This window comes from Azospirillum sp. VT-I1 (assembly GCF_055698305.1).
In genome coordinates, this window is the sequence record NZ_CP168800.1 from 1748910 (window position 1) to 1772981 (window position 24072).

The 24072-nt window shown below is 69.1% G+C and carries 23 protein-coding genes and 1 pseudogene; 11 read left to right on the forward strand and 13 right to left on the reverse strand.

The genetic code is table 11. The annotated features are described in order from the left end of the window. The first annotated feature begins 71 nt into the window (after window positions 1-71). From AB8P05_RS08435 to AB8P05_RS08455, 5 genes are all read left to right on the forward strand, one after another. Entirely contained in the window at window positions 72-749 is a 678-nt protein-coding gene (locus AB8P05_RS08435) for an alanyl-tRNA editing protein (protein ID WP_472757622.1), read from the forward strand. Window positions 750-1246: 497 nt separating this feature from the next. Continuing rightward, a complete protein-coding gene (locus tag AB8P05_RS08440) occupies window positions 1247-2626 on the forward strand; it encodes a leucyl aminopeptidase family protein (RefSeq protein ID WP_472757623.1) in 1380 nt (459 codons plus the stop codon). A 191-nt stretch (window positions 2627-2817) separates the two neighbouring features. Continuing rightward, window positions 2818-3840, forward strand: coding sequence for a flagellar motor switch protein FliG (gene fliG / locus AB8P05_RS08445; RefSeq protein WP_455172798.1), 1023 nt, complete (start codon window positions 2818-2820; stop codon window positions 3838-3840). Window positions 3841-3867: 27 nt separating this feature from the next. Then, the gene (locus AB8P05_RS08450) at window positions 3868-4719 is read left to right on the forward strand and encodes an AraC family transcriptional regulator (protein WP_472757624.1); all 852 of its coding nucleotides are present in this window, start codon (window positions 3868-3870) and stop codon (window positions 4717-4719) included. 42 nt (window positions 4720-4761) lie between these two features. Continuing rightward, on the forward strand, window positions 4762-5229 hold the full coding sequence (locus tag AB8P05_RS08455) for a DUF2000 family protein (protein WP_472757625.1): 468 nt from the start codon (window positions 4762-4764) through the stop codon (window positions 5227-5229). 22 nt (window positions 5230-5251) lie between these two features. Here the strand turns inward: AB8P05_RS08455 and AB8P05_RS08460 are convergent, their stop codons facing one another. Next, window positions 5252-6448, reverse strand: a complete 1197-nt coding sequence (locus tag AB8P05_RS08460) for a sensor histidine kinase (RefSeq protein ID WP_472757626.1) — start codon at window positions 6446-6448, stop codon at window positions 5252-5254. A gap of 68 nt (window positions 6449-6516) precedes the next feature. Continuing rightward, window positions 6517-7014 carry a low molecular weight protein-tyrosine-phosphatase gene (locus AB8P05_RS08465; RefSeq protein WP_472757627.1) on the reverse strand — a complete coding sequence of 166 codons (498 nt, stop codon included), beginning with the start codon at window positions 7012-7014 and terminating at the stop codon, window positions 6517-6519. A gap of 109 nt (window positions 7015-7123) precedes the next feature. Between AB8P05_RS08465 and AB8P05_RS08470 the strand changes: the two genes are divergently transcribed. Together AB8P05_RS08470 and AB8P05_RS08475 are read left to right on the forward strand one after the other, a co-directional pair. Beyond that, the gene (locus tag AB8P05_RS08470; RefSeq protein WP_472757628.1) at window positions 7124-7867 is read left to right on the forward strand and encodes an NAD-dependent deacylase; all 744 of its coding nucleotides are present in this window, start codon (window positions 7124-7126) and stop codon (window positions 7865-7867) included. Window position 7868: 1 nt separating this feature from the next. Next, window positions 7869-8468, forward strand: coding sequence for a uracil-DNA glycosylase family protein (locus AB8P05_RS08475; RefSeq protein WP_472759323.1), 600 nt, complete (start codon window positions 7869-7871; stop codon window positions 8466-8468). 20 nt (window positions 8469-8488) lie between these two features. On the opposite strand, the gene AB8P05_RS08480 is transcribed toward AB8P05_RS08475, so the two are convergent. Continuing rightward, window positions 8489-8839: a metallopeptidase family protein gene (locus AB8P05_RS08480; protein ID WP_014249055.1), complete on the reverse strand. Its 351-nt coding sequence runs from the start codon at window positions 8837-8839 to the stop codon at window positions 8489-8491. A gap of 141 nt (window positions 8840-8980) precedes the next feature. Here AB8P05_RS08480 and AB8P05_RS08485 point away from each other — a divergent pair, with 141 nt between their 5' ends. Continuing rightward, window positions 8981-9283 (forward strand): 4a-hydroxytetrahydrobiopterin dehydratase, encoded by a 303-nt coding sequence (locus tag AB8P05_RS08485; RefSeq protein ID WP_455172805.1) that lies wholly within the window; start codon window positions 8981-8983, stop codon window positions 9281-9283. Window positions 9284-9336: 53 nt separating this feature from the next. Here AB8P05_RS08485 and AB8P05_RS08490 read toward each other — a convergent pair whose 3' ends face one another. Both AB8P05_RS08490 and AB8P05_RS08495 read right to left on the reverse strand, forming a co-directional pair. Further along, window positions 9337-11313 carry a methyl-accepting chemotaxis protein gene (locus tag AB8P05_RS08490; RefSeq protein ID WP_472757629.1) on the reverse strand — a complete coding sequence of 659 codons (1977 nt, stop codon included), beginning with the start codon at window positions 11311-11313 and terminating at the stop codon, window positions 9337-9339. Window positions 11314-11551: 238 nt separating this feature from the next. After that, window positions 11552-13399 carry an extracellular solute-binding protein gene (locus AB8P05_RS08495; protein ID WP_472757630.1) on the reverse strand — a complete coding sequence of 616 codons (1848 nt, stop codon included), beginning with the start codon at window positions 13397-13399 and terminating at the stop codon, window positions 11552-11554. A 164-nt stretch (window positions 13400-13563) separates the two neighbouring features. Here AB8P05_RS08495 and ppa point away from each other — a divergent pair, with 164 nt between their 5' ends. Further along, complete coding sequence (gene ppa, locus AB8P05_RS08500; protein ID WP_455172808.1) at window positions 13564-14121, forward strand: inorganic diphosphatase; 558 nt, start codon at window positions 13564-13566, stop codon at window positions 14119-14121. Between the two features lie 23 nt (window positions 14122-14144). Here ppa and AB8P05_RS08505 read toward each other — a convergent pair whose 3' ends face one another. Next, on the reverse strand, window positions 14145-15200 hold the full coding sequence (locus tag AB8P05_RS08505; RefSeq protein WP_472757631.1) for an NAD(P)H-binding protein: 1056 nt from the start codon (window positions 15198-15200) through the stop codon (window positions 14145-14147). A gap of 101 nt (window positions 15201-15301) precedes the next feature. On the opposite strand from AB8P05_RS08505, the pseudogene AB8P05_RS08510 reads away from it, so the two are divergent. Further along, window positions 15302-16081: pseudogene (locus tag AB8P05_RS08510) on the forward strand (LysR family transcriptional regulator); the annotation flags it as partial. A gap of 127 nt (window positions 16082-16208) precedes the next feature. On the opposite strand, the gene AB8P05_RS08515 reads toward AB8P05_RS08510, so the two are convergent. Continuing rightward, the gene (locus AB8P05_RS08515; protein WP_472757632.1) at window positions 16209-17159 is read right to left on the reverse strand and encodes an L-lactate dehydrogenase; all 951 of its coding nucleotides are present in this window, start codon (window positions 17157-17159) and stop codon (window positions 16209-16211) included. A gap of 266 nt (window positions 17160-17425) precedes the next feature. Between AB8P05_RS08515 and AB8P05_RS08520 the strand changes: the two genes are divergently transcribed. Next, on the forward strand, window positions 17426-20122 hold the full coding sequence (locus tag AB8P05_RS08520; RefSeq protein WP_472757633.1) for a bifunctional acetate--CoA ligase family protein/GNAT family N-acetyltransferase: 2697 nt from the start codon (window positions 17426-17428) through the stop codon (window positions 20120-20122). Window positions 20123-20439: 317 nt separating this feature from the next. Here the strand turns inward: AB8P05_RS08520 and AB8P05_RS08525 are convergent, their stop codons facing one another. The 6 genes from AB8P05_RS08525 to AB8P05_RS08550 are packed head-to-tail and all read right to left on the reverse strand — an operon-like array spanning window position 20440 to window position 23828. After that, on the reverse strand, window positions 20440-20829 hold the full coding sequence (locus tag AB8P05_RS08525; RefSeq protein WP_472759324.1) for a beta/alpha barrel domain-containing protein: 390 nt from the start codon (window positions 20827-20829) through the stop codon (window positions 20440-20442). Next, window positions 20829-21269 carry a beta/alpha barrel domain-containing protein gene (locus tag AB8P05_RS08530; protein WP_472757634.1) on the reverse strand — a complete coding sequence of 147 codons (441 nt, stop codon included), beginning with the start codon at window positions 21267-21269 and terminating at the stop codon, window positions 20829-20831. Before AB8P05_RS08530 ends, AB8P05_RS08525 begins: the two co-directional genes overlap by 1 nt. A 19-nt stretch (window positions 21270-21288) precedes the next feature. Further along, a complete protein-coding gene (locus AB8P05_RS08535; protein ID WP_472757635.1) occupies window positions 21289-22284 on the reverse strand; it encodes a magnesium transporter CorA family protein in 996 nt (331 codons plus the stop codon). Beyond that, complete coding sequence (folD, locus tag AB8P05_RS08540) at window positions 22281-23198, reverse strand: bifunctional methylenetetrahydrofolate dehydrogenase/methenyltetrahydrofolate cyclohydrolase FolD (protein ID WP_455172815.1); 918 nt, start codon at window positions 23196-23198, stop codon at window positions 22281-22283. The genes AB8P05_RS08535 and folD overlap by 4 nt, the downstream gene beginning before the upstream one ends. A 1-nt stretch (window position 23199) precedes the next feature. Continuing rightward, window positions 23200-23544, reverse strand: a complete 345-nt coding sequence (locus tag AB8P05_RS08545) for a DUF167 domain-containing protein (protein ID WP_472757636.1) — start codon at window positions 23542-23544, stop codon at window positions 23200-23202. Next, window positions 23544-23828 (reverse strand): YggT family protein, encoded by a 285-nt coding sequence (locus AB8P05_RS08550; RefSeq protein WP_455172817.1) that lies wholly within the window; start codon window positions 23826-23828, stop codon window positions 23544-23546. Before AB8P05_RS08550 ends, AB8P05_RS08545 begins: the two co-directional genes overlap by 1 nt. Window positions 23829-24072: the final 244 nt, after the last annotated feature.

The window sequence follows — 24072 nt, forward strand, 5'->3', positions numbered from 1 at the left end:
ATGGCAGGATCGGCGGGATGAACCGCCCATCCGCGACACGAACCGGTCTGTTACGTTACGCGAGGTCTTCCATGACCCGGAAACTGTTCTGGGACGACCCCTACCGCACCCGCCTGGATAGCCGCATAGCCGCGGTCGACGGCGACGAGGTCACGCTGGAGGCCACCATCCTCTACGCGCTCTCCGGCGGGCAGGAGAGCGATGCCGGCACGATCGGCGGCTTCGAGGTGCTGGAGGCCCGTAAGGACGGCCGCGAGATCCGCTACAGGCTTGCGCCCGGCCACGGCCTTGCCCCCGGAGACGCCGTCGCGCTGGAGATCGACTGGGAGCGCCGCTACCGGCTGATGCGCCTGCACTTCGCAGCCGAGATCGTGCTTGAACTGGTGATGGCCCGCCTGCCCGGCATCCACAAGATCGGCGCCCATATCGCCGCCGACAAGGCGCGCATCGACTTCGCCTGGAACGAGCCGCTGACCCCGCTGCTGCCCGAATTCGCCGCGGAGGCGGCGCGCATCGTCGCCGCCGACACCCCCATCCTGAGCGGCTTCAGCGACGAGGCCGCCGAGCGCCGCTTCTGGGAGATCCCCGGTTTCGCCAGGGTGCCCTGCGGCGGCACGCACCTGCGCCGGACCGGCGAGATCGGCGCGCTGGCCCTCAAGCGCCGCAACACCGGCAAGGGCAAGGAGCGGATCGAAATCGCGCTGGCCGACGCTCATGCTTCGGCCATGCCTCGGCCGGGAAGCGAATAGGTCCCTGAACGAGAATGGACGCTCGGGGCGGGCGCGACATCGGCCTGCCCTCTCTTGCTCGCCATCATGCTTCATTCAACCGCTGGCAACTTTCACTCCCTATGATAGGATTATCTGCCTACATCGCTGGGGAGGCCGTGCCGTGCCTTCGAAGAGTCGCTTCATTGGAGCCGCTCGTTCGCTCCTCCAGCCTTTCCGGCAGCATCGCCCGACCGGCGCCGGAAACGATGGAACATCGGCGGAAAACCGTTTCACGATGTTCCATCCGTTCCATCCCGCGTCGAAAACGGCGCTGCGGAGCATGTGTGGCGGCCGGATGGAACAGTGAAACATCCCCGGAAAACCGTTCCACTCTGTTCCATCCTTCGCCTTTCACAGCCCGCCCATGCCTGCCCGGCGCATCGCCCCCTTTCCAGCCGGCCGTCGGCGCGCCATCCTTGGAGGATGGGCATCCGCATCGGATGCGTGACGTGATCTCGCAAGAAGGATCCTCAGTCTTGCTCGCCACCCTGCTTGCCGTCGACGGCCCCGACACCGTCGCCCTCACCCCCGTGACCAAGGCCGGACTGCCCGACTGGCTGGCCGCGCAGTCGCCGGCCGTCGCCTCCTGGGTCAAGGCGGTGGGCTTCACCGGCGAGGCCGGATCGACCGTCTTCCTGCCGGGTCCGGACGGGGGCGTCGCCCATGTGCTGGCCGGCGTGTCGGCCGTCGACGATCTGTGGGCCTTCGCCGGCCTGCCCGCCTCGCTGCCGGCCGGTTCCTACAAGATCGACGCGGCGCTGGACGCGCGGGCGGCGACGCGGGCCGCACTCGGCTGGGCGCTCGGCAGCTATCGCTTCACCCGCTACAAGAAGCCGCCCGAGAAGGGCTTCGCCACTCTGGTCTGGCCGGCGGAGGCCGACCGCGGCGAGGTGGAGCGGGCGGCGACCGCCACCTATCTGGTGCGCGATCTGGTGAACACCCCCGCCTGCGACATGGGCCCGGCCGAACTGGCCCAGGCGGCGCAGGATCTGGCGGCGGAGTTCGACGCGGCGGTTGAGGTGATCGTCGGGCAGGACCTGCTCGACCGCGACTATCCCGCCGTCCATGCCGTCGGCCGCGCCAGCCCGCGGGAACCGCGGCTGATCGACCTGCGCTGGGGCAATGCAGAACACCCGAAGGTCACCATCGTCGGCAAGGGCGTGTGCTTCGACACCGGGGGGCTGGACCTGAAGCCGTCCTCGGCCATGCTCATCATGAAGAAGGATATGGGCGGGGCGGCGCATGCGCTGGCGCTCGGCCGGATGATCATGATGGCCGGGCTGCCGGTGCGGCTGCGCGTGTTGGTGCCGGCGGTGGAAAACGTCGTGTCCGGCGACAGCTTCAAGCCGCAGGACGTGCTGAAGACCCGCAAGGGCCTGACGGTGGAGGTCGGCAACACCGACGCCGAGGGCCGCCTGATCCTGTGCGATGCGCTGGCCGAGGCGGATTCGGAGAAGCCGGAACTGCTGATCGACTTCGCCACCCTGACCGGTGCCGCCCGCGTGGCGCTGGGTCCCGACCTGCCGGCGCTGATGTGCAACGACGACGCGCTGGCGAACGACCTGACGGAGGCCGGAACCGCGGTCGACGACCCGATGTGGCGGCTGCCGCTGTGGGCGCCCTACCGCAAGGGGCTGGACAGCAAGGTGGCGGACATCAACAACGTCACCACCAACGGCTTCGCCGGCGCCATCACCGCCGGGCTGTTCCTGCAGGAATTCGTGTCGAAGGGCACGCCCTGGGCGCATCTCGACACCTATGCCTGGAACGGCTCTGCCCGTCCCGGCCGTCCTGAGGGCGGCGAGGCGCTGGGCCTGCGCGCGGCCTATGCGGTGATCGCCAAGCGGTTCGGCTGAACTCCACAGCCCCTGGAGGCGGAGGATAAGGTGAAGGGTCGGGAATCGGCTAATTTTGTCCCCGCCCTTCTCCCCCGAAGGGATGGAATGCCCAAGCGGATCGTATTAAAACGGAAGAACAGGAAACCTGACGTGTAAGAATGAACCGCCCGCCTCCGCCGCGAGGTGGGCGGCGTGGCGGAGGCGGACGGATGGCGTTGAAGGTTCGCGAAGATTACCGGACCCTCACCGGCCCGGAAAAGGCCGCCATCATGATGCTGGCCCTGGGCGAGGAGCATTCGTCCAGGCTCTTCTCGCTGATGGACGACGAGGAGATCAAGGAGCTGTCCCAGGTGATGGCCAACCTGGGCACGGTCTCCGCCAACCTGATCGAGCGGCTGTTCGTCGAATTCGCCGAACAGATGTCGGCCACCGGCTCCCTCGTCGGCTCCTTCGATTCGACCGAGCGGCTGCTGCTGAAGACCCTGCCGAAGGACAAGGTCGACCAGATCATGGAGGAAATCCGTGGTCCGGCCGGCCGAACGATGTGGGACAAGCTGGCCAACGTGAACGAGTCGGTCCTGTCCAACTACCTGAAGAACGAGTATCCGCAGACCGTCGCGGTCGTTCTCTCCAAGATCCGCCCCGAACATGCCGGCCGCGTGCTGACCCAGCTGCCGGAAAGCTTCGCGATGGAGGTCATCATGCGCATGCTGCGCATGGAGGCGGTGCAGAAGGAGGTGCTGGACGACGTGGAGCGCACGCTGCGCACGGAGTTCATGACCAATCTCGCCCGCACCAGCCGCCGCGACAGCCACGAGATGCTGGCGGAGATCTTCAACGGTCTGGACCGCACCACCGAGCACCGCTTCATGGCGGCCCTGGAGGAGCGCAACCGCGACAGCGCCGAGCGCATCAAGTCGCTGATGTTCACCTTCGAGGACCTGTCGAAGCTCGACCCCAGCGGCGTCCAGACCCTGCTGCGCACGGTGGACAAGCAGAAGCTGGGCACCGCGCTGAAGGGCGCGTCGGAAACGCTGAAGGACCTGTTCTTCTCCAACATGTCCGAGCGTGCCGCCAAGATCCTGCGCGAGGACATGGCCGCCATGGGCCCGGTCCGCGTCCGCGACGTGGACGAGGCGCAGATGTACATGGTCCAGCTGGCCAAGGATCTCGCCGCCCGCGGCGAGCTGGTCATCTCCGAAGGCGGCGGCGAGAACGAACTGATCTACTGACCGGCGATCCGGCCATAGGGGTGCGGCATGGGACGCATGGCAGACGGCGAGAAGGACTGGGTGGCGGTCCGCCGCGACGCGGAGACCGGGATCGAGACCATCCGCGCCCATTTCCGCGGCCATGCCTATGACCTGCACGACCATGACGAGCTTCTGGTCGGCGTCACCGAACAGGGGGTGCAGGCCTTCCGCTGCCGGCGGCGGCTGCACACCAGCACGCCCGGCCGCGTCATCCTGATCGAACCCGGCGAGGCGCATGACGGCCACAGCCCTGCGGAGGACGGCTTCACCTACGCCATGCTCTACCTGCCGGTGCCGCTGCTGACCACGCGCACCGATGCCTTGAACGATCTGATGCCGCGCGCCGCCGGCTCCTTGGGCTTCCGCGACACGCTGGCCGACGATCCCGGACTTGCCGCGACGATCCTGTCCGCCTTCCTGGCCCTGCACCGTGGAGAGGGGCGGCTTGCCCGCGACCTGTCGGTGGACCGTCTGGCGGCGAGGCTGGCCGGCCACCTCGCCCCGCCGACCGACCGCCGGCCCCTGCGTCCCGACCGCGCCGCCGCCCTGGCCCGCGAGCTGCTGCACGCCCGGATGGCCGAGGATGTCGGGCTGGACGAGCTGTCGGAGGCGGCCGGCGTCGACCGCTTCCGGCTGAACCGCGCCTTCCGCGCCGCCTTCGGCCTGTCGCCGCATGCCTATCTGGTCCGGCTGCGCCTGCGCGCCGCCCGGCGCCTGTTGGCCCACGGCGAGGCCCCGGCCCTAGTGGCGGCGGAGGTCGGGTTCGCCGACCAGAGCCATCTCGGCCGCTGGTTCCGCCGTGCCTACGGCATGACGCCCGCCGCCTACCGCGCTCTGTGCACGAACGTTCCAGACTGAGGTGCGATCATCCGGCATCTGGATGGGCGAAGGAGACATCCCATGCCCGACAGCCAAATGCCCGACAACCCGATGCCCGAAACCGGCCCCGACGCCCCCGTCCGCTTCGACACCAAGGTCGCCCTGGTCATCCGTGCCGATCTGCCGGTGTGGCAGAAGCTGAACGTCGCCGCCTTCCTCGCCACCGGCATCGCCGCCGCGGCTCCCGAAGCGCTGGGCGAGCCCTATGTCGACGGTGCCGGCCGCCCCTATGGCCGGATGCTCGGCCAGCCGATCCTGATCTTCGCCGCAGACGGCGACCAGCTGCGGGCCGTCCGCGACAATGCCCTGGAACGGGGGCTGACGCTGGCGCCCTATGTCGCCGCGATGTTCGCCACCGGGCACGATGCCGCCAACCGTGCCGCTTTCCGGGCGGAGGATCCGGCCGCCCCCGATCTGGTCGGGCTGGCCCTGCGCGGGCCGAAGAAGGCGGTGGACAAGACGGTGAAGGGGCTCGCCCTGCACGGCTAGGAGGCGACGGCCGCCTCCGCCCTCACAGCTCCTGCGGCAGGGTGATCGTCACCGTCGTCCCGGCATCCGGTGCGCTGTCGAAGGCGATCCGGCCGCCGAGCGGGCCGGTCACCGTGTTGAACACCACCGCCAGCCCAAGCCCCTTGTGGCCGCGGCCGCGGGCGGTGGTGAAGAAGGGATCGGTCAGGATCGGCAGATGTTCCGCGGGGATGCCGGCGCCGCGGTCGCGGACGATCAGGTTCCAGGCCGGCACCGCATCCAGCGTCGCCGGCTCCACCGCCACCTCGACGGCGCCGGGACCGCCGCCATAGCCATGGGCGGCGGCGTTGGCGAACAGGTGATGCAGCACCCGCTCCAGCGGCTGGGTGCAGCCGAACCACGGGCAGGGAGCGCCCGGCATCACCCGCAGGGACAACCGCAGGTCCGGATGCTGGACGGCGAACAGCGCCGCAATGTCGGCCGCCGTCTGGCGCAGGTCCAGCGCCTCCAGCGGTTCGGCGTTCTGGCAGGCGGCGATGGCGGAGAACGCCTCCACCAGATCCACCGCGCGCGCCAGATTGGCGTCGAGTAGGGCCGCCGGTTCTCGCAACTCCTCGGTCGCGAGCGGACCGTTGCCGGGACGGGCCAGCTCCTGCAGGTGGCTGGCCGCGGTGACGCAGACGCCGAGCGGCGTGTTCAGCTCATGCGCCAGCCCGGTCACCGCCTGGGTGATGGCACGCTGGCGGGCCAGCGCCGATTCGGCGATGCGGGTGCGGCGTTCCAGATCCTCGCGCACCACCCGTTCCGACACATCGCGGATCATCCGGCTGAGTTCGCGCAGCAGCTTCGCCAGCAGATCGGGCGAGGGGGAGATCAGCGCCAGGAACAGCTCGCGCTCCAGCTCGAACACCGTCACGGGCGTGGCGGCGATCACCGAGGCGGAGCGGGCGCCGCCGTCGATCAGCGCCATCTCGCCGAAACAGTCGCCGGCGCGGCGGAACCCGACCTCGACCTGCCCACCGAACTGGTCGTTGCGCACCACCCGCACCGTGCCGTCCAGCAGCACGTAGAGCGAGCTGGCGCCATCGCCTTCGCGCATCAGCACTGTGCCCGCCGGTGCGTCGAACACCCGCCCGCGCGAGGCCACGGCCGCGCGCTCCTCCGGCGAGAAGGCCTCGAACAGGACGATGCCGTCGAGGATCCCGCCGGGCGTGGTGGTGCCGGTGGCTGCGCTGGTCATGGCGGACGGATGCTCCGAAAGAGGTAATCTCGGCAGCATAAACCATGCAGCCGGGGCACGGCGACACGTTAACCGATGCGTTCGCGAATCGGAAACTTGCATTCGCGCATGACGCGGTCCAGCAGGCCACGCGACCCGGCCTCGCACAGGTCCAGAACCTCTTCAAAGCCGTCCGGGCCGCCGTAATAGGGATCGGGAACCTCGCGGCCCTCAAGTCCCGGCGCATCGTCCAGGAACAGGCGGAGCGCCGCGGTGGCGCCGGCCGGGGCGATGCGGCGCAGCTGGGCCAGATGGCCATGGTCCATCGCCAGGATATGGTCGAAGCGGGTGAAGTCCGCCGCCGACACCTTGCGGGCGCGCAGACCCGACAGATCGACGCCACGGGCCAACGCCGCCTGCCGTGTGCGCGGGTCGGGCGGCTCGCCGACGTGATAGCTGTGAGTACCTGCGGAATCAGCGGTCACCAGCGCGCCCAGGCCGGCGCGTTCGGCCAGATGGCGGAACACCCCCTCGGCGGTGGGCGAGCGGCAGATGTTGCCCGTGCAGACGAACAGGACCTTGACCACCTGCGGTATCCCCCTTCTTTCTTTTCAGCGGCTTTACTTCCGGGCGCGACGAGCGTACGCCGCAGCAGTTTTCCACATGACCGGTTTCCGAACCGCTAAGGGGATCCCCATGCCCTCACCCGCGCTGACCAACCGCCTGCGTCCGACCGACTCGATCGTCATCCTGACCGGGGCCGGGATTTCCAAGGAATCGGGGCTGGACACCTTCCGCTGCGCCGGCGGCATCTGGAGCCAGGTCGATCTGGAGGATGTGGCGACGCCGCAGGGCTTCGCGCGCAACCCCGATCTCGTCCACCGCTTCTACAACGACCGCCGCCGCGGCCTCGCCGATCCGGCGGTGCAGCCGAATGCCGCGCACCGGGCGCTGGCGGAGTTGGAGCGGCGCTGGACGGGCGAGGTCCTGCTGGTGACCCAGAACATCGACGACCTGCACGAGCGCGGCGGGTCTGTTGCGCCGCTGCATATGCATGGCGAGCTGCTGAAGGCCTTCTGCCTGCATTGCCGCACGGTGGTGGAGGTGCAGGGCGACCTGTCGGTGCACGACCATTGCCTGACCTGCGGGCGCAAGGGCGGCATGCGGCCGGACGTGGTCTGGTTCGGCGAGATGCCCTACCAGATGGAGCGCATCCAGCGGGCGCTGGAGGAATGCGACCTGTTCGTGTCGATCGGAACGTCGGGCCATGTCTACCCCGCCGCCGGCTTCGTGGCGGAAGCGCGGTCGGCCGGCGCCTATACGGTCGAGCTGAACCTGGAACCGTCGGAAGGCGCGTCATACTTCCATAGCTCGATCCACGGCCCGGCGACCGAGGTGGTGCCGGCCTTTGTTCAGGATTTGCTGTCGATTGTCCGATGACATGGTTGAAGGCGGTTCGCAGCTGGACCGCCTGTTCACTAGGGTCCGCGCCTGCACGCTGTGCGCGGGCGTCCTTCCCCATGGCTGCCGCCCGGTCCTGCGCGGAAGCCCCACCGCCCGCCTGCTGATCGTCGGTCAGGCGCCCGGCGCGCGGGTGCATGCCAGCGGCATCCCCTGGGACGACGCGTCGGGCGACCGGCTGCGCAAGTGGCTGGCGATGGACCGCGCCGCCTTCTACGACGAGTCCCGCATCGCCGTGTTGCCGATGGGTCTGTGCTATCCCGGCACCATGCCGAAGGGTGGCGATTACCCGCCACGTCCGGAATGCGCGCCCCTGTGGCACCCGCCGGTGCTGGAAGCGCTGTCGGGCGTCCGGCTGACCCTGCTGATCGGGCAGTACGCCCAGGCGCGCTATCTGGGCGAGCGGCGCAAGGCGACGATGACGGAGACGGTGGCGAACTGGCGCGACTACGGCCCGGGCCATATCCCGTTGCCGCATCCGAGCTGGCGCAACACCGCCTGGCTGAACCGGAATCCCTGGTTCGAGGAGGATCTGGTGCCGGCGCTGCGCCGCCGGGTAGCCGAGGCGCTGGAGGGCTGAGGCGCCCCCTACTCCGCCCCTTACTCCATCGTCTCGATCCGCTCCATGTCGTCGTCGGAGAAGCCGAAATGGTGGCCGATCTCGTGGATCAGGACATGGCGGACGATGGCCGGCAGCTCCTCCCCCGTCTCGCACCAGTAATCCAGGATCGGACGGCGGTAGAGGAAGATCATGTCCGGCCCGCCGCGCAGGTCGGCGACGCTTTGCCGCGTCAGATCCACCCCCCGGTACAGGCCCAGCAGGTCGAATGGACTTTCCAGCTCCATCTCCCGCTCGGTATCCTCATCGGGAAAATCCTCGACATGGATGACGAGGTTCCCGACCGGGGCCAGCAGCTCCGCCGGGATGGTTTCAAGCGCTTCTTCGGCCATGCGCTCCAGGTCTTCGACCGTGGGCGGAACCGTATGGGGACCTGAAGGTTTCCGTATCATGCCGCAGAAGGTAGCGAACCGCCGCCCGTTCGCCAAGAAGCTGCGGGCGGCAAAAGAGCGACGGAAGAAAGGGAGGTCATCATGTCCGATCGTTTGGTCGGCGCGCATCGCCAGACGGCGCTGAAGGAACTGCACGGCTGGTCGGAGGTGCTGGAACGCGACGCCATCCGCAAGACCTTCCATTTCGCCGATTTCCCGGCCGCCTGGGGGTTCATGAACCAGGTCGCCCTGCTGGCCGAGAAGACCGGCCACCATCCCGAATGGTTCAACGACCTCGGCCGGGTGGAGGTGATCCTCTACACCCGCAGCGCCGACGCGGTGACCCCGGCGGACATCGAGTTCGCCCACCGCCTGGACCAGATGGCCCCGCTGCACGACCGGTAGGGTTCAAAATGAGCCAAGCCCTTCTCCCGCCGTGGGAGAAGGGCCGGCAAGCGTCAGGCCGCGCGGATGCCGGCCAGGAAGGTCTCCACCTCGCGGCGCAGGTCGGCCGCCTGACGCGTCAGGCCGGTGGAGGCGTCCAGCACCTGCGACGCCGCCCGGCCGGTCTGGGCGGCCGCCTCGTGCACCTGCGCGATGTTGCCGCTGACCTCGCCGGTGCCCTGGGCCGCCTGCTGGACGTTGCGCGAGATCTCCGACGTGGTGGCGCTCTGCTCCTCAATGGCGGCGGCGATGGTGGCGGCGATCTCGTTCATCGTGCCGATGGTGCCGCCGATCCCCTCGATGGCGTTCACCGTTCCCTGCGTCGCGTTCTGCACGCTGTTGATCTGGGCGGAGATGTCCTCCGTCGCCTTGGCGGTCTGGTTGGCCAGCTGCTTCACCTCGCTCGCCACGACGGCGAAGCCCTTGCCGGCCTCGCCCGCCCGCGCCGCCTCGATGGTGGCGTTCAGCGCCAGCAGATTCGTCTGGCTGGCGATGTCCTGGATCAGCTTTACCACCTCGCCGATGCGCGCGACCTCCTCGGCCAGATTGCGGACCGAACCGGTGGTGTCCTGCGCCTCGCGCACCGCCTGGGCGGCAACGCCGTTGGAGCGGGAGACCTGCTCGCTGATCTCGCGGATGGAGGCTGTCATCTCCTCCGTCGCCGAGGCCACGGTCTGCACGTTCACCGAGGTCTGCTCCGCCGCCGAGGTGGAGGCGGACGCCTGACGGCTGGTCTCCTCCGCCAGCGCCGCCATGGATTCGGCGGTCTCGCTCAGCTGGGCGGAGGCGCCGGACACGCTGGTCAGGATGGCCGACACCGTCCGGTCGAAGCCCTGCACCATCCGCTCGACGGCGGCGGTACGCTTCTCGCGGGCGGCGCGCTGGGCCTCCTGTTCGGACTCCAGCCGCACGCGTTCGATGGCGCTTTCCTTCAGCACCTGGATCGCCCGCGCCATCGCGCCGATCTCGTCCGGCAGCTTGGAATAGGCGATGTCGACGCCGAGGTCGCCGTCGGCCAGCCGGACGACGGTGGAGGTGAGGGAGCCCAGACGCCGCGTGACCTGGGCCGACAGCACGATCAGCACGATGCCGCAGGTGATGCAGACCGCGGCCAGGACGACGGTGGCGAGGATCAGCTGGGTCCAGGCCTGGGACACGCTCTCCCGGTTCGACTCGTGCGCCACCGCCAGGGCGGCGTCGCGCATCACCAGGATGTTGTTCAGCATCGGCGTCACCCAGGGACGCCATTCGGAAAGCGGCACGGGCGGCGGCGCGCCCTTGCGCGCGGCGTCGATCACGCTCTGGAAGCGCTGCTCGCCCTCCGTCATCATGGTGGTGCGCACATGCTCCAGCGCCCTGGTCAGCTCCGGCGGGTTGCCGAGGTTGAGCACCGCCTGCTGCATCATCTGCCAGAGCCCGCCGATCCTGCCGGTCATCTCGGTCGCCGCCTGCAGCCGCTCCGGCCCGAAGGCCATGCCGCCGACGAACAGCCCGACGGAGGCGGAGCGGGTGCCGCCGACGTCGCGCATGTCCTGGGCCAGACGCGCCAGGTTGACATGGCCGAACAGGTCCGGACCGTTGACGATGGTGGAGCGATAGGTGTCGTCGATGGCCTTGCCGACATTCTGGTTGGCCGCGGCGATGGCATCGACGGTGGCCGCGGCGATGGCCGCCGGCCGGGCCGGCTTGGCCAGCTCCGCCGCCTGCCGGGCGGCCGTCCGCGCCGCCTTCAGCTGGTTGGCAGCGGTAACGATTGGGGTGGGGGCCAAGCCCGCGGCTTCGATCTGTTCACGGGCCTTGGTCAGAGCCGCATCGCTGGCCGCGATGGCTGCCTCAAGCGGCTGGGCCGCGGCGGCATCCAGCGGCTTCTCGCTGTCGAAGGCGACCGCCCAGCGTCCCCGCTCGCTCGCCAGCAGGGGGCCGACCTGCAGCGTCGCTTCGAATGCCGAAAGCGAATCTTCCGTCCGGTGGCGCTGCCGGAGATCGCCCACGGCATTCCATGCAAGGACGACGGCCATGCAGATCGGAAAGGCCGCGATCAGAACATTTGCGCACAATATTTTCGCGCGGATATTCATCCTGTGTCCCCTGCGTGGCGCGACGAGTCCATTCAGGGCCGATGTTAGCAACGATCGTTCGCCGGAGGTCAGTCAGGGGCCGTCCTGATCGTCCGCGCGTCAGGGCGTGCACAACAATTCTTCAACGGAAACCCACGCGCTCGGGAAAGCCTCAGGGCGCTACCCACCAGCTTTCCACCATCGGCCCGTACAGCGGTGTGCCCGCCGGACGCTGCAGGGTCGACCGGCGGGCGATCCGGTCCACCGGGCTGTGGAACAGCGGGACCATGTAGTGTCCCCACAGCAGCACCCGATCCAGCGCCCGCACTCGCCCGACCAGCTCCTCCCGCGTGGTGGCCGCGGCGATGGAGCGGGCCAGCGCGTCGACGACGGGATCACGGATGCCGGCCAGATTGCGGCTGCCCTCCTGCCCGGCGGCGTCGGAGCCATAGTAATAGAGCTGCTCGTTGCCGGGGGACAGGCTGGACGCCCACCAGCGCATAGTCATATCGAAGTCGAAACGGTCTAGCCGGCCCTGGAACTGCGCGCTGTCCACCGTCCGGACGCGTGCGTCGATCCCCAACGGTTCCAGCGAGCGGGCGAACTCCAGCGCCACCCGCTCCTCCGACGGTTCGGACAGGATGATTTCGAAAGAGAAACGATTCCCGGACGCATCGGTCAGCCGGCCGTCGCGCACCCGCCAGCCGGCCTCCTCCAGCAGCCGCAGCGCCTCCCGCCGGTTGGCGCGCAGGCCCGCCGGGCCGCTGCCGGTCCCGCCGTCCGGCAGGGCGAAGGGGCGGGTGAACAGTTCCGCCGGCAGCCGGTCGCGGAAAGGCTCCAGCGCCCGCAACTCCTCCCCCTCCGGCAGGCCGCGGGCGGCAAGGGCGGAGTTGGGATAGTAGCTGGCGGTGCGGGTCAGCAGGCCGTGGAACAGGCTGCGCCCAATCCAGTCGAAATCGGTCGCCATGCCCAGCGCCCGGCGCACCCGCAGATCGGCGAAGATCGGCCGGCGGGTGTTGAAGATCAGGCCGCGCGCCGGCTCCGGCCGCCGGTTCGGCAGTTCCTCCCGCACAATGCGGCCGTCGCGCAGGGCGGGACCGTCGTAGCCGGTGGCCCATTTGGCCGGATCGCTTTCGTAACGAACATCGCCCTGCCCCGCCTTGAAGGCTTCCAGCGCCACGGAGTCGTCGCGGTAATAGTCGAACTCCAGCCGGTCGGCGTTGAACTGCCCAAGGCGGGTGGGCAGGTCGCGGCCCCAATAGTCGCGCACCCGCTCGTAGACGATGCGGCGGCCCGGATCGACGGCGGCGATGCGGTAGGGACCGCTGCCCGGGATCGGCTCCAGCGTCGTACGGTTGAAGTCGCGGCCTTCCCAGAAGGCTTTGGAATGGATCGGCATCAGCCCCATCAGCAGCGGCATCTCGCGGTCGATGCCGCCGTCCGGGTTGGGGGCGAAGGTAAGGCGGACGGTCAGCGGGTCGGGCGCCTCGGCCGTCGCGACCTTGGCATAGAACAGGCGGCGGTTGGGCGTGCCATGCTGCCGCTGCATCTCCAGGGAGAACAGCACGTCGGCCGCGGTGACCGGCGTGCCGTCATGCCAGCGCGCCCTGGCATTGATGCGGAAGGTGACGGCGGAGCGGTCATCGGCCACCTCCACCCGGTCGGCCAGCAGTCCGTAGAGCGAGAAGGGCTCGTCCCACGACCGGGTCAGCAGGGTCTCGAACACATAGCCCAGCCCCAGCGCCGGCACGCCCTTGACGATGTGCGGGTGGAGGCTGTCGAAGCTGCCGGTCACCGCCTGCCGGACGGTCCCGCCCTTCGGTGCCGCCGGGTTGACGTAGGGAAAGGCGGTGAAGTCCGGCGGCAATGCCAGATCGCCATGCATGGCTATGCCATGCATCACGCTGACCTGCATGGCGATGCCGTGCGTGGACGTGCCGGGTATGGGCGCCTCCGCGCTGGCCGGACGGAGCGCCGGCAGAGCCAGAAGGATGAGGAGCAGGATGATCGGGCGGGCCATGCCCGGCAGGGTTGCCCCTTTGCCGCACCTGCGCAAGAGCCCACGCAAGCTCCTTGGCCTTGATCGGCGTTCCGCCTAAACTCCGGCCCCGCGTGGCGCCGGACCGGGCATCGGCGCCGAAACAAGAACGTGCCCTGAATACGCCAGTCGAAGGAACGCGATACATGGATCTGAGCAAGCTCGCCGCGGGTAAGAATGCCCCCTGGGACGTGAACGTCGTCATCGAGATTCCGATCGGCGGCCAGCCGGTGAAGTACGAGGTCGACAAGGAATCGGGCGCGGTGTTCGTCGACCGTTTCCTGCACACCGCCATGTTCTATCCCTGCAACTACGGCTTCATCCCGCACACCCTGTCGGGTGACGGCGATCCGGTGGACGTCTGCGTCGTCGGCCAGCACGGCGTCGTCCCGGGCGCGGTCCTGCGTTCGCGTCCCATCGGCGTCCTGTACATGGAGGACGAGGCTGGCGAGGACGAGAAGCTGCTGGCCGTTCCGGTCGACAAGCTGCACCCGTTCTACACCGACGTGAAGAACTACACCGACCTGCCGTCGATCGTGATCGAGCAGATCGCCCACTTCTTCGAGCACTACAAGGATCTCGAGAAGAACAAGTGGGTGAAGGTCCGCGGCTGGGGCAACGCCGAAGAGGCCGCCAAGAAGATCGAGGAAGGCCTGGCCCGCGCCCTGGAAGTCAACAAGGGCACCCCGGGCCCGGTGGTCTGAGGTTTGGCATGAATCGAGTGGCCTCAGCCCAGGCGGTTTGAGGCCACATGGTCGGGTATGCATTTCCCCGCCTCCAGCGATCCCGCCGGTTGTGCGGGGAGATGCCCCAGCTTGAGATATCCCAGTCCGGCGAGCGTCCGACGCACAGCCAAGTCCAGCGGTGTGTGCGGTTCCTCCCCCACGAAGGCCAGCAGGCGGTGGTTGTCGAGCCGCACCGGCTCCTGCCACAGATAGCGCATCTCGCTGAGTTCGCGGAACAGCGGCACCGCCGGACCGGCCAGCCGCAGAACCCACCAGGGCATCCGCCGCACCGGCAGGTCGGGCTCGCCCAATGCGCGGGCGATGGCCGCGACCATCCGGCCGCCGTCGGCATCCCAATGCCCATCCATGTGGAACATCGCGTCGTCGCCCAGCTCCGCCTCGCGGTCGAGCAGGCGCATCGCCGTTTCCGCCACGTCGGGCAGATAGGCCCATTGATGGCCGATTCCCGGCCGGCCCGGCTGGCTGATCCGGGTCGGCGGCTTGCCGGGAGTCAGCAATCCCTGGCTGAACCAGCTGTTGCCGGCCTGCGGACCGAAGAAGTCGCCGCAGCGCAGGATCAGCAGCCTCGCCCCCCGCTCCACCGCGCGATGAAGGCGGCACTCCATCTCCACCCGGATCGCTCCCTTGCGGGTGAGCGGGTTCTGCGCCGCCGTCTCCGGGATCAGCGGGAAGACGTCGGGGCCGTAGTTGTAGACGGTGCCCGGCAGCAGGATGCGGGCGCGGTTGGCGCAGGCCGCGGCGATGCTGTTGTCCAGCATGGGCAGGACCAGCCGGTCCCAATACCGGTAGCCCGGGGGATTCACCGCATGGACGATCAGCGCGGCGCCCTCGGCCGCCGCCGCCACATCGGTGGCGCTCATCGCGTCGCCGACGATCCAGTCGATGCGGTCCTGCCGCCGCTCCTCCGCCGGCTTGCGGCGCAGGCCGCGCACCGTCCAGCCGCGTGCCGCCAGCGCCCGCGCCATCTCGCCGCCGAACCCGCCGGTCGCCCCCAGAACCAGGGCGGTCCTGCCCCCGCCGCTCGCCTGCCGTTCCATCGCTGCCTCCATCGCGTTTCGCTTCGTGACGGCGGTAAGGATGAACCGGGACACAGATGAACGGAATTGTCGAACTGCGTCGATCCGCTATACTGAAATCGATGAACCCACCGCCACCCAGTTGGGACCTCTACCGCAGTTTCCTGGCGGTGATCCGTGAAGGATCGCTGTCGGCGGCCGCACGCGCTCTGGGGTTGACGCAACCCACCCTCGCCCGCCATGTCGCGGCGCTGGAGGAGGCGGTCGGCGGCTCCCTGTTCGTGCGCTCGCCGCGCGGGCTCGATCCCACCGACGCGGCGCTGGCCCTGAAGCCGCAGGCGGAAGCGCTGGACGCGGCGGCAGCCAGCCTGTGGCGGACGGCATCAGGCTGGGGAGCGGAGGTGCGCGGCACCGTCCGCATCACCGCCAGCGAGGTGGTGGGCGCCCGCATCCTGCCGACGATCCTGGCCAGCCTTCGAGCCCGCCACCCGGCCCTGGAGGTGGAGCTGGTGCTGTCCAACGGCATCGACAACCTGCTGCAACGGGATGCCGACGTCGCGGTGCGCATGGTGGAACCGGATCAGCAGGCGCTTCTGGTGCGGCGGGTCGGCAGCATCGCGCTGGGCCTGCATGCCCACCGGCGTTACCTGGAGCGCCACGGCCCGCCGCGCAGCCTGGAGGAGTTGGACGGCCACAGCCTGATCGGCTTCGACCGCGAGACGCCGGACATCCGCGCCATGATGCAGCGGGTGCCGGGCCTCACCCTGCCCCGATTCGCGCTGCGCACCGACAGCCATCTGGCGCAACTTGCGGCCATCGAGGCCGGGTTCGGCATCGGCATCTGCCAGGTCCCGCTGGCACGGCGGACCCCCGATCTGGTCCGGCTGCTGGCCGACCGCTTTGAATTGCCGATGGGGGTGTGGATCGCCATGCACGAGGATCTGCGCTCCACCCCCGCTGCCGCGCCGTCTTCGACGGGTTGGCGGCGGGGCTGGCGGATCATGTGTCAGCGGATCACATGGCGTAGCGTCAACTGGCCCAGCCCATCCGGCGCTCCACCCCGTCGGCGGCCTCCTTCAGGATTTCAGCGCTGCGGCGCAGGGCGGTTTCCTCCTCCGCCGACAGGTTCGGCAGCACCGTGTCGAGCACGCCGCCGGCACCGATGACGCGCGGCAGCGACAGCACCACCTGCGGCACCCCGCAGACCTCGTCGGTCAGCATGGCGCAGGTCGCCACCATCCGTTCGTCGGCGCCGATGGCCGATACCAGCCGGGCCAGCCCGCCGGCGATGCCGAAGGCGGTGTGTCCCTTGCCGTTGATGATGCGATAGGCGGCGCGGCGCACCCCGTCGTCGATGGCGGTGCGATCCTCCGCCGTCATGCTGCGGCGGAGTTGCTCGGCCGCCTGTTCCACCGGCAGGCCGGCGACGGTGGCGCTCGACCACAGCAGCACCTCCGAGTCGCCATGCTCGCCCACCACATGGGCATGGACGGAGCGCGGCGTCACCGCCAGCTGCTCCGCCAGCAGGGCGCGGAAGCGGGCGGTGTCCAGAACGGTGCCGGAGCCGATGACCCGGTTGCGCGGCAGCCCGCTGATCCGCGTCGCGATCTGCGTCATCACGTCCACCGGGTTGCTGGCGACCAGCAGGACGGCGTCGGGGGCGGCCTTCAGCACCTCCGGAATGATGGCTCCGAACACCTTGGCGTTGCGTTCCAGCAGTTCCAGCCGGGTTTCCCCCGGCTTCTGGGCGACGCCGGCCGACAGCACGACCACCCCCGCCCCCTCCAGCGCGGCGTAGGACCCGGCGCGAACGGTGACCGCATGGGTGAAGGGCACGGCATGGGCGATGTCCTGGGCCTGGGCCTGGGCCAGCGCCTCGTTCATGTCGACCAGCACGACCTCGCTCGCCGCGCCGGTGGTCACCATGGCGAAGGCGGCGGTGCTGCCGACGAACCCCGCCCCGACGATTCCGACCTTCATGAACAGGCTCCTTTGCGCAAGTTGGCGTCCGGTGGGCCGACAGCTTGGCGACGGTCGGCCTCCCGCCGCAAGTGCGCATCCTGTCAGTTGGGCGGTTTTGCATAGGCGCGACGAAACGCCCCTTGCCCAATGGTCATACCAGCCCCTAATGTTGCGGCGCAGCAAATGGCGGGGATGAAAGTCCGGGCCTGCGCTGTTCGTCATCAAAACCGTCGGCATCCCGTGGCAGACTGGGGCCGGCGCCTTCCCCAGCACCGGATCCGGTCATGACCGTTCGCAACCTCGACAAGCTGTTCAAGCCCGCCTCCATCGCCCTGATCGGCGCCAGCCGCAAACCCGGCACGGTGGGTGCGGTGGTGGCCCGCAACCTGTTCCAGGCGGGATTCGACGGGCCGGTGATGCCGGTCAACCCGACCGAACGTGCGGTTGAAGGGGTGCTGACCTACAAGACGGTGGACAGCCTGCCGATTACGCCGGACCTGGGCGTCATCTGCACGGCCCCCGACACGGTGGCGGCGACCATCGACGCGCTGGGCAAGCGCGGGACCAAGGCCGCCATCGTCATGACCAACGGCATGTCCGCCGACCAGACCCAGGCGATGCTGGACGCGGCCAAGCCCTATCTGATGCGGGTGCTGGGTCCCAACAGCCTGGGCGCCATGGTGCCGGGCCGCGGCATGAACGCCAGCTTCGCGCCGGTGGCGCCCCGCAAGGGCGACGTGGCGCTGGTGGCGCAGAGCTCGATGGTTCTGACCTCCATCGCCGACTGGGCGACCTCGCGCGGGATCGGCTTCTCGCATCTGGTGTCGCTGGGCGACCGCGGCGACGTGGATTTCGGCGACCTGCTGGACTATCTGGCCTCCGACGTCACGGTGCGCGCCATCCTGCTCTATATCGAGAGCATCACGCACGCCCGCAAATTCATGTCGGCCGCCCGTTCCGCCTCGCGCCAGAAGCCGGTGATCGTCATCAAGGCCGGCCGCTCCGACGAGGCGCAGGAGGCCGCGGCCTCCCACACCGGGGCGCTGGCGGTGTCGGACGCAGTCTATGACGCGGTGTTCCGCCGGGCCGGCGTGCTGCGGGTGAACGATCTGGCCGAGCTGTTCGACGCCGCCGGCACGCTGGGCACCGGGGTGCCGATCACCGGCGACCGGCTGGCGATCCTGACCAACGGTGGTGGCATGGGCGTGATGGCCACCGACAAGCTGATCCAGGCCGGCGGCCGGCTCGCCGCCCTGGCGTCGGAGACACAGGAGGCGCTGTCCAAGGTGCTCGGCCCCCAGCCGGGCGGGGCGCCCTTCCGCAACCCGCTGCGCATCGGCGCCGACGCCACGCCCAAGCGCTATGCCGAGGCGCTGAACGCGCTGATGCAGGACACCAGCAACGACGCCGTGCTGGTCCTGCACTGCCCATCCGCCCTGACCGACAGCGAGGCCATCGCCCAGGCGGTGGCGGAGACGGTGCAGGCCAACAAGGCCCGCCGCCATCCGGTGCTGACCAGCTGGATCGGCGACCAGTCGGCGGTGGAGGCGCGCAAGCTGTTCGCCGACGGGCGCATCCCGACCTACAACGGCCCGTCCGACGCGGTGCGCGCCTTCATGCACCTGGTGCGCTACCGCCGCAGCCAGGAACTGCTGATGGAAACCCCGCCGTCGGTGGCGGAGGATTTCCAGCCCGACGAGATCACCGTGAAGAAGGTGATCTCCCGCGCCATGGCCGAAAAGCGTGAGTGGCTGAGCGAGTATGAGGCCAAGCGCGTGCTGGCCGCCTACGGCATCCCGGTGGTCGACACCCGCGTCGCCGAAACGCCGGAGGAGGCGGCGAACGCCGCCCGCGTCATCGGCGGCCCCATCGCCCTGAAGATCCTGTCGCACGACATCACCCACAAGTCCGACGTCGGCGGCGTGGCGCTGGGCCTGGCCAGCCCGGAGGACGTGAAGGCGGAGGCGGAAGCCATGCTGGCCCGCGTCGCCGAACTGGCGCCGGAGGCGAAGATCGAAGGCTTCACCGTGCAGGAGATGGCCGTCAGCCCCGACGCCTACGAGCTGATCGTCGGCATGACCGAGAACGAGATGTTCGGCCCGGTCCTGCTGTTCGGCGAAGGCGGCATCGGCGTTGAGGTGGTGGAGGATTACGCGCTGGCCCTGCCGCCGCTGAACATGAAGCTGGCGGCCGAGCAGATGAGCCGCACCCGCATCTATCGGCAGTTGCAGGGCTTCCGCTCCCGCGCGGCGGTCGATCTCGACGCGGTTTCGCTGACGCTCAACAAGGTCAGCCAACTGGTCGTCGATTTCCCCGAGATCGCGGAGATGGACATCAACCCGCTGCTGGCCGACGCCAACGGCGTGATGGCGCTGGACGCCCGCATCAAGGTCGGCGTGCCAGCCTTGGCCGGCGCGGCGCGGCTGGCGATCCGCCCCTATCCGAAGGCGCTGGAGGATCGCATCACCATCAAGGACGGCCGCCAGTTCCTGGTCCGCCCGATCCTGCCGGAGGACGAGCCGCTGGTGCACCATCTGGTGGAGAACCAGACGGCCGAAGACCTGCGCCTGCGCTTCTTCGCCCCGCTCAAACGACTGTCGCACCAGGCGGCGGCGCGTCTGACCCAGATCGACTACGACCGCGAAATGGGGCTGATCGCCGTCGGTCCCGATCCACAGACCGGCGACACCATCATGTACGGCGTGGTGCGCATCACCGCCGATCCCGACAACCGCCGCGCCGAATATGCGGTGATGGTGCGGTCCGACATGAAGGGCCAGGGGCTGGGCTATATCCTGATGAACAAGATCCTGGACTACGCCCGCTCGCGCGGCATCAAGGAGGTCTATGGCGAGGTTCTGCGCGAGAACACCAACATGCTGAACATGTGCCGCGCCCTGGGTTTCGTCCGCAAGGAGAACCTGGACGAGCCCGGCGTGGTGGAGGTCCGCATCGAGTTGGGCGGCGGGCTGGCGGCGTGAGGGTTCCTATACCGGCGGTTGACTACAGGTACGGATAGGGCAATATCAGGCTTGGCGGGCAGGGGCGCCTATCCCCTGCCCGCCGGCCCGATCCTTACCGGCAGAGGTCAAGCAGCCGCTTGACGATCTCCAGCATGAGGATCAGGAGCTTGAGGATTTGCGACATCCTCTTCGCTCCTCGTAAGCGGCGGGGATGGCGGCCAATCCGCCATCCCGTCCGCGCCGCCACTCTGGCGCACGCATAGGTATTGCGGAAGCGCTTTTGCTCGCAAAAACAGGAATTAAGGGAACTGCGACGTGCCGTCGCGGGGGCTGCGTTACGCCGGCTCCAGCACCACCTTCACGTCGGCGGGCTGGCCGAAGAAGGGGGCGGAGGTGATCAGCAGGCGACAGCCGGCCGCAGCATAGGCGGCGGCATTCGTCTCGGTCACGCCGCCGGCGGGGGCAACCACCGGCGGTGGTGTCAGGCCGCGCGTCGCCTCGATCACCGCGCGGGCGGCATCGGGCGGCAGCTTTTCCAGCTGGATCACGTCGGCGCCGGCCCTCGCGAAGGCCACGGCCTCTTCCACCGATCCGACCTCCACCACGATCTTCTTTTCCGGAGCCTTGCGGCGCAGTCCGGCGATCCAAGATTCCGGCGGCTCGGTCAGGAAGGCCCGGTGTTCGGGGAAGACCAGCAGCGTTTCCGACAACCCCAGCCGGTGCATCACCGCCCGCCCGCCTGCACCGCCTTGACGCTGATGTCCTTGGCACCGGGGAAGTTCTTGCGGGTGCAGGCGACGGTGACGCCGGGAGCCGCCTCGACGATGCGCCGGGCGCGGGTGGCGATGCCGGAGGCATATTCGACCAGCGTCTGCGCCACCTTCCAGGCCCGATGCAACGATCCCGCCGGACCGTCCGCTTCCAGGAAGACCGCCCCGGCATCCACAGTCGTGCCGCTGGCCTCGACGCGCAGGACGCGGCCGCCGGCCTTCTCCACCAGCCGGGCCGCCTCCTCCGTCCCCGCCAGCACCATGGCGCCGCGGGCGGCGAAGGTCATGCGGGACGGAGAGGCGGCGATGCCCAGCGAGTCGGTGGTCAGGTCGCCGTAGGGAACATCCTGCGCCAGAAGTGCGTCGAGGGCGGCGTCGGGCAGGATGGTCGTCATCGGCGGGGTTTCCTTGATGCTACAGCCAGCCGCGCCGGCGGAAGTACCAGAGCGGGACCACCGCCGACAGCACCATCAGCAGGATGGCCATGGGATAGCCGAAATCCCACTCCAGTTCCGGCATGTGCTTGAAGTTCATGCCATAGGCCGATGCGATCAGCGTCGGCGGCATCAGCGCCACCGAGACGACCGAGAAGATCTTGATGATGGCGTTCTGCTCGATGTTGATCAGGCCCAGCGTGGCGTCGAGCAGGAAATTCGCCTCGTGCGCCAGGAAGCCGGCATGCTCGGTCAGGGACCGCAAGTCGCGCGTCATCGTCTTCAGCGCGGTCTTCTGTTCCTTGTTCAGCCGGCCGCCGCTGACCGAGGTCATGAACACCACCAGCCGGTCGAGGCCGGCCAGGCTGTCGCGCACCTTATGGGTCAGGTCGCCGGCCCGGCCGATGCCGCGCAGCACGTCCTGCAACTCGTCCGGCTTCTTCGCGGCCTTGCCGAAGCCGCCGCCATCCAGCGAATCGTCGAAGACGCGGGCCGACAGCTCGTCGATGCGGCCGCCGACCAGTTCCAGCACGTCGGCCACCCGGTCGATCACCGCATCCAGCAGGCCGAACAGCGCGCTCTCCCCCGTCGCCAGCAGTTCCGGCTGACGGACGCAGCGGGCGGCGAAGGTGATGACCGGCAGCGGTTCGGTGTAGCGCAGCGTGATGAGGTGGCGCGGGGTCAGCACGAAGGTCAGCTCGCCCTGTTCCGGATGGGGCGAGGTGGCGCGCGAGATGATGGGAGAGGTCATGTAGATCCCCTCCCCTTCCACGTAGAGCTGGCTGGAGGCCTCGATCTCCTTCATCTCCTCGCGCGTCGGCAGGTCGCAGCCGGTCAGCGCGCCGACATGGGCGCGCTCTGCTTCCGTCGGGCGCAGAAGGTCGATCCAGACCGCGCCGACCGGCAGTTCTTCACCGAGTTCGAGCGGCTGGCGCACCACCCGCCCGTCTTCGGCACGGGCGTGGACGGTGATCAACGCGCGATCCCCTGGGCGGCTTCCTCCGGCACCGGCGCGCCGGCGGCGCGGCAGGCGGCGGCCAGCGTGTTCAGCATCAGGCAGGCGATGGTCATCGGGCCGACGCCGCCGGGGACGGGCGTGATGGCGCCGGCGACCTTCACCGCCTCGTCGAAGGCGACGTCGCCGACCAGACGGGTCTTGCCCGGCTCCGCCGCGGCGACGCGGTTGATGCCGACGTCGATCACCGTGGCGCCCGGCTTGATCCAGTCACCGCGCACCATCTCCGGCCGGCCGACCGCCGCCACCAGGATGTCGGCGCGGCGGCATTCCTCCGGCAGGTCCACCGTGCGGGAATGGGCCATCGTCACCGTGCAGTCGGCCTGCAGCAGCAGCTGGGCCATCGGCTTGCCGACGATGTTGGAGCGGCCCAGCACCAGGGCGCGCTTGCCCTTCAGGTCGCGGCCCAGCGTGTCGCGGATCAGCAGCAGGCTGCCCAGCGGCGTGCAGGGCACGATGGCGCCCGGCTGGCCGGTGGCGAGCAGGCCGGCATTGACGACGTGGAAGCCGTCGGCGTCCTTTTCCGGCACGATGCGGGCCAGAACCTTCTGGCTGTCGATATGACGGGGCAGCGGCAGTTGGACCAGGATGCCGTGCACGGCCGGATCGGCGTTCAGGCGGTCGATCAGGGCCAGCAGGTCGGATTCGGCCATGTCGGCCGGCTCGTGATGGTCGAAGCTGTTCATGCCCAGCTCGACCAGGGCCCGTTCCTTGGAGCGGACATAGACCTGGCTGGCCGGATCCTCGCCGACCAGCACGACGGCCAGACCGGGGGTGACGCCATGGCTGGCCTTCAGCGCCGCCACACCGTCCGCCACCCGCGCGCGCAGGCCGGCCGCGAAGGCCTTGCCGTCGATGATCTTCGCGTCCGCCATGCTACTCTCCACCCTCGCTACCCACATCGTCGATCAGGGCCGACAGCCGGGCCAGCAATGCCGCCGGGTCGCCCGCCACATGCAAAATCTTGTTCCGGTCGGTGGCGCCGGCCACCACCGTCAGGCTGGTCTTGGGCAGTTTCCATGCCTTCGACAACAGTTTTATGACAGCTTCGTTGGCTTTGCCGTTTTCCGGCACCGCCGTGACCGCCAGTTTCAGGACACGCCCCCCACCCGCCGTTTCGGCCGTGCCGGTCACCGCGTTGCGCGACGCCTTGGGCGTCACCCTCAGCGCCACCCGCAAGCCGTCTGACACGGCCTCCATCGGCGAGGAAGCCGCCGCCATCAGAAGCGCGGCCAGTACTGGGCCATCAGGTTCTGGATGAAGGTGATCGCCAGCAGCACGACGATCGGCGACAGATCCAGGCCGCCCATGTTGGGCAGGACGCGGCGGATCGGGCGGAGCACCGGCTCGGTGATGCGGTACAGGAAGTCGCCGATCAGATAGACCGCGCGGTTGCGCGTGTTCACCACATTGAAGGCCACCAGCCAGCTGAGGATCGCCGACAGGATGAGGACCCAGAAGAACAGGTCCAGGATGGTGTTGATGAGCATATACAGCGCGATCATGCCGGCCCAGCTCCATAGCGGTTCTTTGGGATGGCCGCGCGCAACGCACTGCGAAGCGGGCGCCAGCCTTTTCCGGGCACCCTAAGCATAAGCGGAGAGACCTGTCCAGTACGGCGGCCCGCCGATAGGCCGGGTGGCCTGCGGCGCATAGACCGGAACGCCGCCGGGGCCGGGGCCTGTCCCGGGCCGTTGCGCCCGCGCTTCATTTTTTCTGAATCAAGCGCTTGACAGCACCCCCGTCATG

Coding starts and splice junctions, on each gene's coding strand:
- AB8P05_RS08435 (WP_472757622.1), top strand. CDS start 72: ATGACCCGGAAACTGTTCTGGGACGACCCCTACCGCACCCGCCTGGAT.
- fliG (WP_455172798.1), top strand. CDS start 2,818: ATGGCGTTGAAGGTTCGCGAAGATTACCGGACCCTCACCGGCCCGGAA.
- AB8P05_RS08450 (WP_472757624.1), top strand. CDS start 3,868: ATGGGACGCATGGCAGACGGCGAGAAGGACTGGGTGGCGGTCCGCCGC.
- AB8P05_RS08455 (WP_472757625.1), top strand. CDS start 4,762: ATGCCCGACAGCCAAATGCCCGACAACCCGATGCCCGAAACCGGCCCC.
- AB8P05_RS08460 (WP_472757626.1), bottom strand. CDS start 6,448: ATGACCAGCGCAGCCACCGGCACCACCACGCCCGGCGGGATCCTCGAC.
- AB8P05_RS08470 (WP_472757628.1), top strand. CDS start 7,124: ATGCCCTCACCCGCGCTGACCAACCGCCTGCGTCCGACCGACTCGATC.
- AB8P05_RS08475 (WP_472759323.1), top strand. CDS start 7,869: ATGGTTGAAGGCGGTTCGCAGCTGGACCGCCTGTTCACTAGGGTCCGC.
- AB8P05_RS08480 (WP_014249055.1), bottom strand. CDS start 8,839: ATGGCCGAAGAAGCGCTTGAAACCATCCCGGCGGAGCTGCTGGCCCCG.
- AB8P05_RS08485 (WP_455172805.1), top strand. CDS start 8,981: ATGTCCGATCGTTTGGTCGGCGCGCATCGCCAGACGGCGCTGAAGGAA.
- AB8P05_RS08495 (WP_472757630.1), bottom strand. CDS start 13,399: ATGGCCCGCCCGATCATCCTGCTCCTCATCCTTCTGGCTCTGCCGGCG.
- ppa (WP_455172808.1), top strand. CDS start 13,564: ATGGATCTGAGCAAGCTCGCCGCGGGTAAGAATGCCCCCTGGGACGTG.
- AB8P05_RS08505 (WP_472757631.1), bottom strand. CDS start 15,200: ATGGAACGGCAGGCGAGCGGCGGGGGCAGGACCGCCCTGGTTCTGGGG.
- AB8P05_RS08515 (WP_472757632.1), bottom strand. CDS start 17,159: ATGAAGGTCGGAATCGTCGGGGCGGGGTTCGTCGGCAGCACCGCCGCC.
- AB8P05_RS08520 (WP_472757633.1), top strand. CDS start 17,426: ATGACCGTTCGCAACCTCGACAAGCTGTTCAAGCCCGCCTCCATCGCC.
- AB8P05_RS08525 (WP_472759324.1), bottom strand. CDS start 20,829: ATGCACCGGCTGGGGTTGTCGGAAACGCTGCTGGTCTTCCCCGAACAC.
- AB8P05_RS08530 (WP_472757634.1), bottom strand. CDS start 21,269: ATGACGACCATCCTGCCCGACGCCGCCCTCGACGCACTTCTGGCGCAG.
- folD (WP_455172815.1), bottom strand. CDS start 23,198: ATGGCGGACGCGAAGATCATCGACGGCAAGGCCTTCGCGGCCGGCCTG.
- AB8P05_RS08545 (WP_472757636.1), bottom strand. CDS start 23,544: ATGGCGGCGGCTTCCTCGCCGATGGAGGCCGTGTCAGACGGCTTGCGG.
- AB8P05_RS08550 (WP_455172817.1), bottom strand. CDS start 23,828: ATGATCGCGCTGTATATGCTCATCAACACCATCCTGGACCTGTTCTTC.